The following is a 16,706-nucleotide window of genomic DNA, read 5'->3' as shown; positions in this document are numbered from 1 at the left end:
ATTACACTTTGTCCCGGGATCAGGTCTCCGGCTGTTATCTGTAATGTTCCTAGTATGCTATCTGTAACGTTGATAGGTCCTGTAATGTTTACATTTCCAGAGTTAGTTACATTGTAGGTGTATGTGATTACCTGTCCTACAGTGCTGTAAGTTGTTGGAGATGCTGACTTTACTATTGTTAGAGCTGGACCCTGTACTGCTGTCACCGTTTCATTATCCGTGTTAGAAGTGATTGTATTGTTCCCTAAAGTGCCTGTTGCAAATGCAGTATTGGTCACAGAACCAGCATCAAGGTCTGCCTGTGTTATTGTGTAGTTAGCAGTTCCTGTAACACTTTGTCCAGTTATCAGGTCTCCGGGTGTTATCTGTACTGTTCCTAGTATGCTGTCTGTAACGTTGATAGGTCCTGTAATGTTTAAATTTCCGGAGTTAGTTACACTGTAACTGTAGAGAATCAGATCTCCTACAGCGGAATACGTTGCTGGAGATGCTGATTTTACTATTGTCAGAGAAGTGATTTGACATGCACCGGCAAACTTCTGAATGCGCTGATTGTCCGTATCTCCAACAAAAACATTGCAGAATGGATCTACAGCAACACCATGGGGATTATAAAATAGTCCGTCAGCGGAGCCCAGAGAACCCCATTGGGTAACGTAGTTGCCGTTGCTGTCAAACTTTTGAATGCGATTATTGGACGTATCGGCAACATAAACATTGCCCAATGAATCTACAGCAACACCATATGGACTATATAATTGTCCGTCACCGGTGCCAAAAGAACCCCATTGGGTAATGTAGTTGCCGTTGCTATCAAATTTCTGAATGCGATTATTGAACGTATCGGCAACATATACATTACCAAACGAATCTGCAGCAACAGCATATGGACCAGTAAATTGTCCGTCACCGGCGCCAAGAGAACCCCATTTGGTGAGGAATGTGCCGTTGCTGTCAAACTTTTGAATGCGTTGATTGTCCGTATCTGCAACATAAACATTACCAGACGAATCTACAGCAACACCATGTAGGTTAGAAAAAGTTCCATTAGATGCACCTCCACCACCCCATTGGGTAATGTAGTTGCCATTGCTATCAAATTTCTGAATTAATTGATTGGATGTATCAGCAACATAAACATTACCAGATGACTGATCGACAGCAACACCATGTGGACTATAAAAAGTTCCTGCACCTGGTCCTCCGCCACCCCATTGAGTAATATAAGTACCGTCGTTATCAAACTTTTGAATACGCTCATTAGACGTATCAGCAACATAAACATTACCAGACGAATCTACAGCAACGCCCCAAGGACTACTAAATAGCCCAGGACCAGCGCCACCAGAACCCCACTTAGTAACAAAAGTATAAGCTTCAGCATGCGTAACAGAAGCGTTCATCAATACAAGGAATAATAAAATAAAACCGAATGACATTATCTTAAAGACATTAGCTTGTTGAAATTTCACACTTGTACCTCCCTGATTTTGCAAAATTTGTTCTCTTTAGGTTGACTGCAACTCCAAAAGGACCGTGGCTGTAACAGTGTTTGTAGCTGTGTCAATCACAGAAACATTGTTGAGATTTCACATTTGTACCCTTCCTTATTTTGTAAATAACCACAAAAAAAGTCTTAAAAAATATCGGTTTACCGATGTTAAAGTGGTTTTTATAGTCAGTTCCTCAGTGATCTGAGCAGCTTTTAGTATTAATTTTTTTAGAAAGATATTCGGCACACAACTATTTAAATTTATTTAGAATCTAGAATTGATATAATATTGATAGCAAAATATCAGGGATGGAAGAACCTTTAGTAATATCTGCATAACGTTAGGTCATTGAACAGATATAGAAAGGAACGAATCAAAAAAGTAACATTAATTTTTCCCTTGATGATATTGATTAAATTTCCTAATTGTGAAGTTTTTCACTGATTTCACAACACAGCCAGATTTTTTGCACCACAACCGAAGAGGGCTTCTTCTTCCCTTACAAGGTTTAAAATCAAGGTAATTAGATGGCGAATTCCAGCTTCCTGATCGACAAAATGATCTTTTACGAGGAGAATGAATTAACCATTGACGCTGCACCCTGTTTTTTGTGGTGAAAGGAAAAAGATACAGAGTCAATCATATTTTACAGAACTTTCGGTACACTGCCAAAACGAGAATATCCTCACACTTGCAGATAATGAAAAGATAGTCTCTTGCTTATGGTTTTCAATAACTTTCTCCATGACCCAAAATTAAAAGGAAAATTAAGGAATATTATTAATTGTCTGAAATTGAAAATATCCGAGCTGTTTTTAGAGTACGTTTAAGAGGTTTCAGGCAAGGATTTTTCCATAAGGGCTTTCTTCAAAGTAACTGACAAATTGCCGGGCTTCTTCATTAGATTCCCCGGAATCGGAACCCAGAAGCAGCTTTGAGAGACTTGCCTTATTCATATATTCAACTTTTGGCTCCCCAACAATTCCTCCCAGTTTCCCAGCTTTGTCGATCGCATCGTAAAGATTTCCGAAGCCGTCTACAAGCCCAAGCTCCTTTGCCCTGGCTCCGGTGTATATACGGCCGTCGGCAAGAGTTTTTACGTCACTCCTGGACATGTTACGTCCTTCTGAAACGTCGGTTATAAAGTCTTCGTAGCTTTCCATAATCACAGAATCAGCGTACTCTTTTTCCGCATCCGTAAGCCCTCTCCAGGCGCCTCCCATATCCTTCATTTCTCCGGACTTCGCAATGTAATAATCTACGCCCGTTTCTTTATAAGAGGCAGACATGTTCTGGAAGATCCAGATCACTCCGATAGATCCGGTACTCGTAGAGGGATTTGCAATAATGTAATCCGCAGGAGCAGAGATGTAATACGCGGCACTGGCTGCAAGGTCCCCCATGGAAACGACAACAGGGATTCCCTTTGCCTGGGCTTTCTCAATTTCCCCTACGATTTCCTGGGCTGCTGCAGGAGACCCTCCTGGACTATTAATTCGAAGCACAATCGCCCTGACTCCCTCATCCGCGGCAGCCCTGCGTATATTTTCAGAAATTTCTTCGGATGTTGCATAACCAAGCCCTGCAGGAACGTTTCCAGAAAGTATAGTGCCCTGGACATAGATCACAGCCACCTTCTCAGAAGTCCCTATATTTCCCCCGACACCTAGACTGAAGGAAATTGCCGCAATACTAACGACTATGACAGTAAACAGGGCCAGTACTACCAGCAGATAGGACATCCAGTTACGTTTTTTTTTCTGTGGAGAGGGAGTTGAATTCATGCTTAAACTCTTGTTTTCAATTTCATTTTTTAAAGGAACTTTTACGGAAGTTTCTTTATCAACTATTTTTCCAGAACCATTCGAGGCAGAGTCGGAGGAAGGGAAACTACCGCTGGTAGCGTTAGCGCCTTCATCAGAAATGACAGTGTCTTTTCCATTGTAAGCGCTGTTTTGTAAAATACTATCTTCAGATAGATCCTCTGAGTTCATACCTTCAGGGTTTATTTCTTTATCGTTCATATCTGACAGGACTGTATAATTTGGATTTATTGTTTTAATTTGCGGCCTTGAGCCTGGTTGAAATTATTAATTAAGAAAGCGGATATATTACGGTAGAAGGCAATGCAAGAAAGAGAACTTGCAGAAACCTGCAGGCAATATAATCTGCTTAACAGTCAAAATTGCCTGAGCTATTATTAATCTTTCTCTACATTCCATCCTTCTATATATAGGATCATCAACTATCCCTCAAATAGGTTACCTTGTAAAAACACAGTAAGCGAAATATATTTTAAAATTGCAATCGTCGAAGAGGAATATATTAGTAAAAAATATATGGAGATCAGAATGCCAGAATCATCCAGTAAACCCGTACTTGTCACCTGTGGCCTGCCTTATGCTAACGGCAAGGCTCATATTGGGCATCTCCGGACCTATGTGCCCGCTGATATTTTTGCCCGTTCCCTGCGAAAAGAAGGAAGGGACGTTACCTTTGTCTGCGGCTCGGACACTCACGGTACCCCTATTGTCGTAAACGCCGAGGAATTGGGGATCACTCCTAAAGAGCTTGTAGAGATATATCACAAACATTTTGACGAGACCTTCAAGCAGCTGGGAGTTTACTTTGATGCTTTCGGGACAACAGATGATCCTGAGAATCACAACCGGACCCTGAATATCGTCAACAGGCTGATTGAAAAAGACTACGTGTATCCGAAAAACATCGAAATTGCCTACTGCCCGAAATGCAACCGTTTTCTCCCTGACCGCTACGTAGAAGGCTCCTGCCCTCATTGCGGAGAAACAGCAAGAGGAGACGAATGTGACCAGGGATGCGGAAAACATCTGGAGCCCGGAGAACTTCAGAGCCCTGTATGCACTATCTGCGGAGGGCCTGCCGAGTACCGCCAGCAGGAACATTTCTTTTTCAAGCTTTCTAAGTTCAGCGATTACCTCATGGACTATCTCTCAAATGATCTTGGGGGAACAACCAATGCCATAAATTACGCATTGGGCTGGGTAAAGCAGGGGCTTACTGACTGGTGCATTACACGGAATCTGGAATGGGGAGTTAAATTTCCCGGACATGATGACCTTGTAGTCTATGTCTGGGTAGATGCTCCCATAGGGTACATCGCTTTTACCGAGGAGTGGGCTGCAAAAGCAGGGGATTCCTGGGAAAAATACTGGAAAAATGACGGGGAGATTGTCCACTTCATAGGAGGGGACATTACCTATCACCACTGCATCTTCTGGCCGGCTATGCTTAAAGGTGCAGATTACTCAGTGCCCACAGCTGTCGTAGCTTCAGGCATGGTCAAAATCGAAGACAAAAAATTTTCCAAGACTAGAGGTTATGTGGTCTGGGTAGGAGAAGATTACCTTGATCACGGTTTCCATCCTGACCTGCTGAGATATTATCTGGCAAGCTATACCTCTCACACAAAGGAACTGAATTTCTCCTGGCATGTGCTTCAGGAAAAAATCAATACTGAACTGGTGGCCGTGTTCGGAAATTTCCTGTACCGGACAATGCTTTTCGCTTTCAAGAACTATGGAGAAGTCCCGGCCGGGGAGCTCGAACCTGAGGTAAAGGAAGAAATCGGAAAGACCCTGAAAGAGATAAAAGCAGCAATGGCCGAATATGAATTCAAAAAAGCCGTTGATTGTGCAATGACCCTTGCATCTTTCGGAAACACCTATTTCCAGTCCCATGAGCCATGGAGCCTTATAAAGAAGGATAGGGCAGCCTGCGGAAATGTGCTTTATAACTGCCTCCACCTGGCAAAAGCCCTATGCATTATCTTTGAGCCCGTGATCCCGCAAACTATGGAAATAGCCTGGAAAGAGCTTGGGCAGGAAGAGGACCTGCATACCGCCCTGTATAGTGAAGCTCTCGTGCCACTGAAAGCAGGCACAAAACTTGCGAAACCCGAGATCCTTTTCACGAAGCTCGAAGACGACAGGATCGGAGAGATGGAAGAGATCGCAAACGAGAGAGTAAAAGCTGCAGATGCAAAGAAAGCCGCAGCAAAAAGAAACGGAAAAGAGCCCGCCAAATCCGAAGGGATGGGACCGGCAGAAGAAGCAAAACCAGCCGAAAATGCTGGAGACGCAGCAAACGCAAAGGAAGAAGAGGGAAAAGAAATCCTTCCTTTGATAGAGTATGAGGACTTTGCAAAACTTGACATCAGAGTCGGAAAAGTCTTACTTGCAGAACCTATTAAGAAGTCCAAAAAACTCCTTAGGGTTGAAGTGGATATCGGAGAGGAAAAGCCGAGGCAGCTTGTTGCGGGCATGGCTTCGTTCTACAGCCCGGAAGAGCTTGTAGGAAAATATGTAATCGTACTCGCCAACCTGAAACCTGCCAAACTCTGCGGCGTCGAATCAAACGGCATGATGCTTGCAGCAGATGATGGTGGAGAAATAGTATCAGCCTTGATGCCGGACAAAGAGATAAAGCCGGGTTCAAGAATACGCTGAAAAATAGAGAAGTAAAATAAAATAGCGGGCAGCCATCCAACTCTGGAGAGACTGTCCAGCAATTACTTTCAGTAGTAAACTTATTCCTTTTTTTGATCTAAAGGTCTCTAATGCTTTATTTCACAGTCGCTGAATGACTGTTGTTTGAACCTTAGTAAACAAAGTAAAACAATTTTTAAACTTTCATCGCGACGAGAATTCTAAACTGTATTCATTAACTAATCTTTTGACTTATTCCTCTAACGTTAAAACCATCTATGGTAACAATGTTTAATGTTAAAAAATTGCTACTTTTTGGATCCTGTAAGTTCTAATAAGTTCTCATTTATAGGACTTACGCAGTTGAACTGAAAAATAAATATGCTTTAAACCTTTGACTATCTAAAATACATATTTAATCGGAAAGCCGATTGTATTTGATTATATATCGCAAGTGCTTAAGTCCTATTTTATTGAAAACTGGAATTTATTATAAAAAGCAGATTGGCAACTATAAATATATACATCTATATATTAAAAAAGTTTACTAACTATAATTCTCTATATATTCTATTTGTAAACTTATTTTCATTTTAATTATATATTTAATATAAAAAAACACAAATGTTTAGGATGAAATAAAGGAGTAGGATAAATGGGAAACAGGAAAAAGCTCTATTCAATAGCTATAGCATCAGTAGCTGCGACTTTATTTTTAATTCTCGTTTCGTCTACTGTATCGGCATCTATTAGTGAAACTCGAATCACCAATCATGGAACAGCATCCAGTCCTGCAATCTACAGTAACAATATAGTATGGCAGGATAACCGCAATGGGAACTGGGATATTTATATACAAGATCTCTCTACTAAAAAGCAAACTCACACTACAAATCAGTCAGATCAGATAAATCCTGCAATTTATGGAAACAAAGTAGTTTGGGGGGATTACCGCAACGGAGGCTCTGATATCTACTTGCAGGATCTCTCCACGAAAAAACAAACTCGGATTACTACAAGCGGCAATGCATCGACGTCTGATATCTATGGAAACAAGATAACTTATGTCAAGTATGCTTCTAATGATGAAGAAAGCTGGTATGAACTCTACATGTATGATCTCTCCACAAAAAAGGAAACTCAAATACCAACGATAATGTCATCATTCGAGCCTTCAATCTATGGTAATAAGATAGTGTGGTTGGACTTTGACGCATTTAACGGTGGAGACTACTATATTTACATGTATGACCTTTCCACTAAAAAGCAAACTCAAATCACTAAAGGCGACTGGGGTAAAGAATATATTGGTGTACCTGATATTTACGATAACAAGATAGTTTATGAGGCAGATCGCAATAGAAACTATGATATCTACATGTACGATCTTTCAACTTCCAAGGAGACTCATATCACTACAGATAAATCCGTTCAGCAAGCTCCTGCAATTTACGGTAACACTATAGTATGGCAGGATAACCGCAATGGGAACTGGGATATCTACGCATATGACCTCGCCACCCATCAACAAATACATACTACAGATAAGTCAGATCAGGTAGCACCTGCCATATACAATAACAAAATCGTGTGGACAGATTATCGTAATGGACAGGATAAGCCCGATATCTATATGGGTACTATCAGTTACCTTCCAGTTGCTGCTTTTACTGCATCTCCAACCACTGGAACCCATCCTTTAAATGTGCAGTTTACTGATAAGAGTACAGATGCATATTATTGGTCCTGGGACTTTGGAGATAAAAGTACCTCAACATTGCAGAGCCCTGCTCATAAATACACTAAAGCAGGAAAGTACACTGTTACCTTGAAAGTTAAGAATGCAGCAGGCAGTAACACAGCGAAGAAGACCAACTATATCATAGTAAAGTAATTGAACATATGAATTGAAAAACAATAAAAAAGCTCAAGTCTCAAGAAGAGTGGGGATTTTATTAATTGACTTATCAAATAATTAAAAACGTCGAGGACTGGAGTTACCAGAACCGCAAAGTATATGCTGAGCTCATCCCAAAACCGATTTTATTCACCATTAGTAAGAGTTTCATAAATAATTTTCATGATCATAAACCTTGATTGATTATTTAGAATACGAAATTTAGAGACTCAATTTTGAGTTTTGGGATCAGCTCGCTGTTTATTCTACATCGAAGCCGAAATCTTCCACTTTTTCGGTAATTTCCTGCTTGCTAACTTTATCAGGATCAAAGGTTACCACAGCTATTTTTTCTGGAAGCCTGATATCGAGATTTTCGATACCATTTACGTCCTCCAGGGCTTTACGCACATTTGCCGCACAGTTGTTGCAGTCTACACCTAAAACCTTTAAATTTTCCATCTTTTTCTCTCCTTATTCATGGATTCGTTTAATCCTCATGTTTAACTCTCAATAATCTCATTGCATTTAGGGTAACCAGAAGCGAGCTTCCCATATCTCCTGCAACAGCCAGCCACAGCGTCAGCCAGCCTGGGATGACCAGCAGAAGAATTAATCCTTTAACTATCAAAGCAAATGCAATATTTTGTTTGATGATGCCTAATGTTTTCCGGCTTAATTTTATCGTGTCAGTCAGTTTTGTCAGGTCGTCAGCCATCAAGGCGATATCCGCAGTTTCCAGTGCCGTATCAGTGCCTGCAGCCCCCATTGCAATACCGACTGTGGATATTGCCAGAGCCGGAGCATCATTGACGCCGTCTCCCACCATAGCTACCTTGCCATGCTCAACAAGAAGGCTCTTAATCGCATCTACCTTGTCTTCCGGTAATAAGTCTGCTCGGAAATCATCGACTCCCGCTTTTGTGGCGATAGCACGAGCAGTGCTTTCATTATCTCCAGTAAGCATAATGATTTTTTTAATACCTGCTTTTTTCAGCTTATTGATAGCCTGTCCGGAATTTTCCCGCAATACATCCGCCACAGCGATAAGGCCCAAAATGCGTTTATCATCTCCCAGCATCATTACGGTTTTCCCTTCGTTTTGCAGACGGGAAACTTCGTCTTCCACATGTTTCAGATCTATTGTCTGTTCGGAAAATAACCTGGAATTACCGATCTGATAAGTCTTGCCCTGAACCATTGCTCTGGCCCCTTTACCGGGAATCGCCTCAAATGCAGATATACTGGAGATTTCGGCTCCATGTTCTTTCGCAGATTTGACAATCGCCTCGGCTAGAGGGTGTTCTGACCGACTTTCAATTGCCGAGGCTATTGATAAGAATTCCTTATCAGGGATACCATCAATAGGAATAATATCGGTTACCTGTGGCTTTCCCTCCGTAAGGGTGCCGGTTTTGTCAAAGGCAATCACTGACAAAGCCCCGACTGCTTCCAGGTACATACCTCCTTTAATGAGTACACCGTTTTTCGCCGCGTTACCAATCGCAGATACGATGGATACAGGTGTGGATATAACCAGTGCGCAAGGGCACGCTACCAGTAGCATAGCCATGGCTTCGTAAAACCATTTCTCGAATGGTTGCCCGAAAAGCAGTGGGGGCAGCGCGGCAACAAGGGCAGCCAGGACTATAACCATAGGGGTATAATATTTTGCGAACTTATCGACAAATTGTTGAGATGGGGCTCGCTGCCCCTGAGCTTCCTCAACCATGTGAATGATTCTGGATATCGTATTGTCCTTGGCCAGTTTGGTAACTTTGACCTCAAGCGAACCGCGTTCGTTGACCGTTCCCGCATATATCTCGTCCCCGGGCTGCTTCTCCACCGGGATGGACTCTCCTGTGATCGGGGCCTGATTCACTGTAGAGTAACCGGTAGACACTTTGCCATCCATCGCAATTCTTTCACCGGGACGAACGATAATAACGTCTCCGAGTACGATTTCTTTTACCTGCAACGTTATTTCAGTTATTCCTCGCCTGACCAGGGCCTCCTTTGGTGCGATTTCCATTAAAGCCCTAATGGAATTCCTTGTTTTATCGAGGGTATAGCCCTGAAGAGCATTTCCAAAAGAGAAAAGAAATACGACCGTTGCGGCCTCTTCAAAAGCACTGAGCGCCGAAGCGCCGACTACTGCTATGGTCATCAGGAAATTCATGTCAAATTCCCGGGCATTGATTAGTACGGAAATGCCGTTCCTGGCTGGTAGAAAGCCACCCAGGCAAATCCCGATCAGGAACAGCCCATTGACTATCAACGTCTGTGCTTCCAGCTTCCCGGCAATAAGCCCGGAGACCAACATAATTAAAGAAATCACTGTGGGTCTGGCATACTGATTTGATTTCCAGAAACTAGCCGGTTCATTTGTTATCCGAAGGCCCTCGTCCACTTTCCCCGAATAACCCATTTTTTCAATCGTTGACAGGATTTCTGCCACTGGGCCACTATGACTTACCGTCATTTTGGAAGCGCCGAAATTAACGTGTGCAGTCTCGATTCCAGGGACCTTAGCCATACGTTTTTCCAACTTAGCCGCACAGTCCGCGCAGTCCATTCCTATGATACAAAAATCAGTGGTTTGAGAAACCGTTGATATTTTTTGGTCGTCTTCTCGTGCCTCATAACCTAACTTTTTAATCTTGTCTAAAACTTGAGTAACACCTGTTTGCTGCGAATCGTACTCTACATCGAGTCTTCCGGCAGGGAAAACAATTGTAGCATTACCAACTCCAGGCATACGTTTAACAGCTTTTTCTACTTTAGCCGCGCAATCCGGACAGTCCATGCCGGTCACGAGCAATTTGGAGAATACTGTTGATTCCGTCCTTTCTGGCGCCTCGGCCATAGCTCATTCCTCATTCATTTCGGATTTAGGTTCGGTAACATGCTCTAGCCCTTGAGCGAATAATCTCTCAATGTGATCATCAGCCAGTGAATAATACAGGATCTTGCCTTCCCTCCGGAACTTGACAAGACGCAAAGTTCGGAGAACTCTAAGCTGATGAGATACTGCTGAATCAGAAACTCCTATTACAGCGGTGAGGTCACAAACACACAGTTCTCTGGTCATTAAGGAAAACAAGATCTTCACTCTTGTCGGATCTCCCAGGGCCTTGAACAGTTCTGCCAGTGAAGCAGCTACATCTTCACCAAATAGGGCTTGTCGTACTGCTTGTACCGCCTCGTCATGTATACAATTGATATCACATCTATCCAGTTCAACCACAGTTAGCCCTCTAATTGGAATAATATTTAAAGAATGGGATATGTGAACATCTGTTCATATGTGCGTATATAGAAAGTAACTTCAACACTATTAAAGCCTTTGCTGTGATTGTATCAGATACTAAACCTGCAAAACCTGAAATCCTCTTTACCAAGCTAGAAAATGACAGAATAGGTGAAATGACTAATTTCGGGGGCTGAGTTAGAAAAAGAGTTCAGGATTATCCACTATTTCTTTTTGCTCAAACATCAACAATGTAATCCCGGATAAAAAGAAAATTTATTCTTTCGATATGAAAGAACATTTTTATAGAGTTGAAGAGATCTAATAAATATGAAGCAAGTTATCTTAATGGATTTCCTCTTTTTTCTGCCTTTGTTTTTTTGAACCTTAATGAAGCTAGACCAATTTGTCTCAATAAACAAAAGACAAACATTACTACAATAAATCATGAAAAATCCAGCCATATAATTTCGATAGCCTACTCTTTACTAAATAAAAATAAAGAACAGGAGAATTAGATGAAACAACTGAATTCGCTTTCCATATTTTTTGCACTTATACTGCTTCTTTTGACTCCAAGCCTAGCAGCAGCCATGTTAGATGCAAAAACGGACGAAATTCCGTATCAGATAGATAACTCTGACCGCATAGTAATAGGTACAGTAAGTAAGATGATTGACTACGGCAAATACACGATTTTTACAATTACAGTTAACGAGTGGCTTTATAATCCCCTGCCTGCAAAGACTATAAAAGTGAGAACCGAAACAGGAACCAATTTATGGACCGAAGATGAAGCCGAGTTTACCTTGAATGAATCCGTACTTATAATGTTAAAAGATGCAGATCTAAATAAACAGCTTTTCCGTGTGACTTTTGGCTTTCCAGGGAAACGCCCGGCTTCAGACAGAGATGCAGTAATTAAGGAGTTGAAAACTCAGGGCAAGTGGCCGGAAGAAAATCAAACAGGAAATAAGACTAACGAGACCGAAATAGTAGAAAATACAGGAGCATTAGACAAGCAAGAAGGAAATCAAACCGTTAATGACGCAAACGATACCAAAACGACAGAGAATACGGGAACAACAACCGAGAAGGAAGAAAATTCCAATCAGACCCGGAAACCAAATACTACTCCTTTCATAAGCCCTGTCTGGGTACTTTCAGCGTTGCTGGGGGCAGTTACGTATATGAGAAGGACTACGTAATAATTATACAATCCAGAGGATAATAATATTTTAAGAGTTTATCTCAAAACTCAAAACTTGCTTTTTAGAAACTTGTATTGAATAATCAATGGAGTTTCAAATCATGAAAACAATCCTAAAAATTTTTAATGCCTAAGAACAAAATGGGTTTCAGGATAAGCTCTTATAAACATAGTTGAAAAAATAATGGAGTTATCCGGATGCGTTAATCATTACTTTTTTCCAGTACCATTTCGAGATAAGAAGTCCGGATAGAATCCTTTTCCCCTGCGCCGAACTGTTTTAGTAATTCAAATAACTTTGCCCTTGAAATTTCGAGCTCTTTTTCGTTTTCAGCTACTATTTCGACTTCCAGAAACTCTCCGAGCCCTTCGACTGCGTCCAGACAGACAGTTATCTCTCCTGCCCTGAAGACTTCCCTTATTTTACGGACGACTCCGGCTTCTCGGAAGCCAAGGGCATGGAGTATTTCTGTGGTAGTGGCTTCGTCTACAGGAGTTTCAAGTTCTTCCCGGGTTTTGGAGACAGCATCAAGTTTGGGGCCTTTGTAAGTCAACACAGCCTGGCCGTCCAGGGAACGGATCCTGAGTGCCTCGTCGGTTTTTGCAAAATCCCTGTGAGGAGCTGCAAAATAGGTATCGGACTGGTTCTCAACCCCGATTTTTATTGCTCCTATTTTCTTAAGGATGGAGCGGACCTTTGAATGATCCGCTCTGACCTTGACTTCTACTTCAATCATAGTTTCCAGACATCTCCAGTTAAAGCCCGTTAAAGCCGGGAAAATATTCAATTAAGTAATCTATTAACAGAATCCGGAAAATTCGGATCTACTCAGGCATCTGCAGGGACGAATTTGGTACCGTAGTAAATCATGCCGTGTTCGCCGTCTTCCCCGAGCTTACGGAAAACGGGTCTTACCCTCATTCCGATATGCATCTTTTCGGGGTTGCCAACCACCTGAGAAGTAAGGCGCGGCCCTTCATCCAGTTTGATTATTGCAAGGGTGTAAGGGGCCTGGTTTTCAAAACCTTCCGCAGCTGTGTGGATTAATGTATAGGTTACGATTTCGCCAGTGCCTTTGAATTTATAAGGTTCAATCTGGCCCACACGCCTGCAGTTTACGCAAACGTTACGCGGGGGATAGAAATATTCCCCACATTCTTTACAGCGGGTACCTTCAAGGTTATACCTGCTGCCGAGATTTCTCCAGAATCTTGGAACGGAAGACATCGGATATCACCTCTCCCTTGAGAAGATATGTACTACTGCTGTCGCTCCTGACCCTCCAACATTGTGGGTCATCCCGTACTCTGCGCCTGCTACCTGGCGCTTGCCTGCATCCCCACGCAACTGGGTTGCGATTTCAACAGCCTGTTTTATGCCTGTTGCTCCTACAGGATGTCCGCAGGCTTTGAGGCCTCCTGATGTGTTGACAGGAATTCTGCCTCCTATTGCAGTTTCTCCGTTTGCAGTGACAATTCCGCCTTTCCCTTTCTCTGCAAACCCGAGGTCTTCAATAGCGCATATCTCGGCAATAGTAAAGCAATCGTGTACTTCCACAAGATCGATATCTTCAGGTCTCAGTTTTGCCATGGAATATGCCCGCTCTGCAGCCACTACAGTTGCATCCAGGGTTGTTATGTCCCTCCTGTCATGAAGCGCAATCGTGTCACTAGCCTGGGCTGTTGCCTTGATGTAAATGGGAGTATCAGTGTATTTATGGGCAACGTCGGCAGGAGCAAGCACAAGAGCTGAAGCCCCATCTGTTATTGGAGAACAGTCAAAAATATGCAGAGGATCTGCTACCATTATAGAGTTCAACACATCGTCCACACTAATTACGTTTTTATACTGAGCAATGGGGTTAAAAGAGCCATTTTTATGATTCTTTACGGCAACCTCGGCAAGCTGTTCGCTGGTGGTCCCGTACCTGTGCATATGCAGCTTTGCAATCATTGCATAGAGCCCGGGGAAAGTTGCCCCTGCCATGCCTTCCCATTCCCGGTCAGCTGCTGCTGCAAGAGCTGAAGATGCTTCTTCAGAGCCGACATCAGTCATTTTTTCTGCTCCTGCTGCAACCACGATATCGCTATAACCTGAAGCCACAGACATGATGGCCTGGCGCATGGCAAGTCCACCCGAAGCACAGGCAGCTTCAACTCTGGTAGCCGGAACATGCAGGTTCCTGGAAAGCCCCGAATAATCCGCAATAAGAGCCCCTATGTGTTCCTGGTCAACAAACCGGCCTCCACTCATGTTTCCTACATAGAGAGCATCGATTTCTTTTCCGCTAACACCTGCATCTGCGATTGCTCCTATCCCGGCTTCTACCACTATGTCCCTCAGGGACTGTTCCCAGAGTTCCCCGAACCTGGTATTCTTTACTCCGATAATTGCTACGTCTCTCATTTTATTTCACCCCGTTTTCAGGCCAGGCGAATCTTACCTTTATGCCTGGCATACCTTGCGTAGTCGATATATATAGGATTTTTAATCAGTTCGGAAACTGTCGGAGCCCTGTTTTGGATTTCTTCGATCCTATCTGTAACTGTTATGCTAAAAGCGTCGGATCCTGCTCCAGACCCGAAAGCAGTTGCAAAAATCCTATCCCCTGGTTTTGCCTGATCCAGAGTTGCGGCAATTCCCATAAGGCAGGAAGCTGAATACGTATTCCCGATCTTTGGAACCACAAGTCCGGGAGTAATCTGGGTTCTGGTGAAACCCAGCATTTTTGCGGCTTTGCTCGGAAACTTACCATTTGGCTGGTGGAAAACCGCATAATCATAATCTTCAGGCTTTGTCCCAAGTTTATCCAGAAGGCCTTTTGCGCCGTTAATTACATGCTTGAAATAACCTGGCTCTCCTGTAAAGCGGCCTCCGTGCTCAGGGTAAGGCATTCCTTCCCTTCTCCAGAAGTCAGGGGTGTCAGTTGTAAAAGAATAAGTGCCCTCAATGATTGCGGCAATCTCGGACTCTTTTCTTCCGAGGAGACAGGCAACTCCGCCTGCAGCTGCAGTGTACTCAAGGGCGTCACCTGGGGCTCCCTGGGAAACGTCTGCTCCTATGGCCAGGCCCAGATCGATCATCCCTGAGCCCACCAATCCCATGCAAGCCTGGACTGCGGCTGTCCCTGCCTTACAGGCAAATTCGAAGTCTGCTGCAGTCATGTTGGGGGTCGCTCCTATAGCCTGGGCAACAATCGTACTTGTCGGCTTTACGGCATAGGGATGACTCTCCGAACCCGTGTATACTGCCCCTATCCTGCTGGGATCGACTCCGCTTCTTGCCATTGCATATCTTGCCGCTTCCACAGCTATGGTTGCTGCGTCTTCATCGACATCAGGCACGGATTTTTCATATACCATAAGGCCATTTTTAAGAGCCTCTGCGTTATCACCCCAGAGCCGGGCAATTTCCTCGATTTTTATACGGTATCTGGGAACATAAGCACCGTAAGATACTATTCCAATAGTCATTGTTTTCACCTGTTTTTGAGTGTTTCAGGGCGTCAGTATTCAGGGGTTTCATTCCCTGGCATAGTATTGACTGTATTTTCTCAGTAACTGGACAATCTGGTCGAGGTCCATTGTAGTTGCGACCAGGGGGATACGGTCGACTTCCGCCATCTTGATTGCAACAGGTTCGACTTCTTCTTTTCGAAGCCCGTGAAGTACCACAGCGCCGGGTTTGAGGTTGGTAACCCGGATGGCTACCAGTGGGGATTTCCCGGTACTGACCTTCGTAAAGACCATGGCCCTGTCCGTACTCCATCCGTAGAGCTTCTGGAACTCGTGGGAAGAAAGTTCCAGAATGGCCCTCTGGCTGTCGACAACAGAGAAACCATAAAGAGGTCTCTCCACTCCTTTATAGACGACCTCTCCTTCGATAAGGTTAACCAATTTCGCAAGCTGTATCGGGAGTGTATACTCATATGTTGAGTAAATGGATTTAGTACTATTTTCGGCGTTGAGTATTGACTCATAAGCGTGAATTTTTTTGCTTCCCCGATCCATATCGATCTCGAGAATAGATTCTACGATTTTTTTTATGATTAGTGTTCCTGGAGACTTCCGTCTCCCGCTTTCATAATCGCTGATAACAGAGGGGGAAACCTTAAGGTAATTTGCAATATCTGTCTGGGATATTTCGAAGTTCGATCTCCATTTTTTGAGTGACTCTCCAGGTTTTTCTGAAAGAGTAATATCTCCAGCCATTTTTTCCGCCAAACGGTTACGCAGATTTTCTGAGGATTCATTGTATGTCATGACTTACGTACCCTAAGAGGAAACATTAGCATATATATCTAACGAATATGAGTTCGACGATTGTCGCAGAACTTTTTGTGTTGAGGTACAGTAATCTGTCGCAAAAATTTATAACACTTGTAAAAGA

The 16,706-nt window shown here is 43.1% G+C and carries 13 protein-coding genes and 2 pseudogenes; 3 read left to right on the top strand and 12 right to left on the bottom strand.

The window, feature by feature from the left end; genetic code table 11:
* The 4 genes and pseudogenes from RG963_RS11600 to sppA all read right to left on the bottom strand — a co-directional run.
* Nucleotides 1-1,472: DUF7507 domain-containing protein (locus RG963_RS11600; RefSeq protein WP_310576441.1), on the bottom strand; the 1,472-nt coding region annotated here is incomplete at its 3' end.
* 36 nt (nucleotides 1,473-1,508) lie between these two features.
* A pseudogene (locus RG963_RS16610) lies at nucleotides 1,509-1,583 on the bottom strand (hypothetical protein); the annotation flags it as partial.
* Nucleotides 1,584-1,957: 374 nt separating this feature from the next.
* Nucleotides 1,958-2,132: pseudogene (locus tag RG963_RS16605) on the bottom strand (IS256 family transposase); the annotation flags it as partial.
* 197 nt (nucleotides 2,133-2,329) lie between these two features.
* Nucleotides 2,330-3,517 carry a signal peptide peptidase SppA gene (gene sppA, locus RG963_RS11595; protein WP_310576440.1) on the bottom strand — a complete coding sequence of 396 codons (1,188 nt, stop codon included), beginning with the start codon at nucleotides 3,515-3,517 and terminating at the stop codon, nucleotides 2,330-2,332.
* 327 nt (nucleotides 3,518-3,844) lie between these two features.
* On the opposite strand from sppA, the gene metG reads away from it, so the two are divergent.
* The gene (gene metG, locus RG963_RS11590; RefSeq protein WP_310576439.1) at nucleotides 3,845-5,980 is read left to right on the top strand and encodes a methionine--tRNA ligase; all 2,136 of its coding nucleotides are present in this window, start codon (nucleotides 3,845-3,847) and stop codon (nucleotides 5,978-5,980) included.
* Between the two features lie 634 nt (nucleotides 5,981-6,614).
* Complete coding sequence (locus RG963_RS11585; RefSeq protein ID WP_310576438.1) at nucleotides 6,615-7,853, top strand: PKD domain-containing protein; 1,239 nt, start codon at nucleotides 6,615-6,617, stop codon at nucleotides 7,851-7,853.
* A 264-nt stretch (nucleotides 7,854-8,117) separates the two neighbouring features.
* On the opposite strand, the gene RG963_RS11580 is transcribed toward RG963_RS11585, so the two are convergent.
* From RG963_RS11580 to RG963_RS11570, 3 genes are read right to left on the bottom strand one after another with little or no spacing between them, the layout of a single operon-like run.
* Nucleotides 8,118-8,318, bottom strand: a complete 201-nt coding sequence (locus RG963_RS11580; RefSeq protein WP_310576437.1) for a heavy-metal-associated domain-containing protein — start codon at nucleotides 8,316-8,318, stop codon at nucleotides 8,118-8,120.
* 28 nt (nucleotides 8,319-8,346) lie between these two features.
* The gene (locus RG963_RS11575; RefSeq protein ID WP_310576436.1) at nucleotides 8,347-10,722 is read right to left on the bottom strand and encodes a heavy metal translocating P-type ATPase; all 2,376 of its coding nucleotides are present in this window, start codon (nucleotides 10,720-10,722) and stop codon (nucleotides 8,347-8,349) included.
* A 3-nt stretch (nucleotides 10,723-10,725) separates the two neighbouring features.
* Nucleotides 10,726-11,103, bottom strand: a complete 378-nt coding sequence (locus tag RG963_RS11570) for an ArsR/SmtB family transcription factor (protein WP_310576435.1) — start codon at nucleotides 11,101-11,103, stop codon at nucleotides 10,726-10,728.
* Between the two features lie 521 nt (nucleotides 11,104-11,624).
* Between RG963_RS11570 and RG963_RS11565 the strand changes: the two genes are divergently transcribed.
* Complete coding sequence (locus RG963_RS11565; RefSeq protein WP_310576434.1) at nucleotides 11,625-12,314, top strand: hypothetical protein; 690 nt, start codon at nucleotides 11,625-11,627, stop codon at nucleotides 12,312-12,314.
* A gap of 205 nt (nucleotides 12,315-12,519) precedes the next feature.
* Here the strand turns inward: RG963_RS11565 and cyaB are convergent, their stop codons facing one another.
* The 5 genes from cyaB to RG963_RS11540 form a co-directional block, all read right to left on the bottom strand.
* Complete coding sequence (gene cyaB / locus RG963_RS11560; RefSeq protein WP_310576433.1) at nucleotides 12,520-13,053, bottom strand: class IV adenylate cyclase; 534 nt, start codon at nucleotides 13,051-13,053, stop codon at nucleotides 12,520-12,522.
* A 92-nt stretch (nucleotides 13,054-13,145) separates the two neighbouring features.
* A complete protein-coding gene (locus RG963_RS11555; RefSeq protein WP_310576432.1) occupies nucleotides 13,146-13,544 on the bottom strand; it encodes a Zn-ribbon domain-containing OB-fold protein in 399 nt (132 codons plus the stop codon).
* Nucleotides 13,545-13,550: 6 nt separating this feature from the next.
* Nucleotides 13,551-14,723, bottom strand: coding sequence for a thiolase domain-containing protein (locus RG963_RS11550; RefSeq protein ID WP_310576431.1), 1,173 nt, complete (start codon nucleotides 14,721-14,723; stop codon nucleotides 13,551-13,553).
* 17 nt (nucleotides 14,724-14,740) lie between these two features.
* On the bottom strand, nucleotides 14,741-15,790 hold the full coding sequence (locus tag RG963_RS11545; protein WP_310576430.1) for a hydroxymethylglutaryl-CoA synthase: 1,050 nt from the start codon (nucleotides 15,788-15,790) through the stop codon (nucleotides 14,741-14,743).
* Nucleotides 15,791-15,838: 48 nt separating this feature from the next.
* Nucleotides 15,839-16,579: a helix-turn-helix domain-containing protein gene (locus RG963_RS11540; protein WP_310576429.1), complete on the bottom strand. Its 741-nt coding sequence runs from the start codon at nucleotides 16,577-16,579 to the stop codon at nucleotides 15,839-15,841.
* Nucleotides 16,580-16,706 lie beyond the last annotated feature (127 nt).

The sequence above is a fragment of the Methanosarcina baikalica genome (assembly GCF_031461075.1).
Lineage (GTDB): Archaea > Halobacteriota > Methanosarcinia > Methanosarcinales > Methanosarcinaceae > Methanosarcina > Methanosarcina baikalica.
Note: the sequence above shows the minus strand (reverse complement) of the source record. Positions and strands in the feature narration are given on the sequence as shown.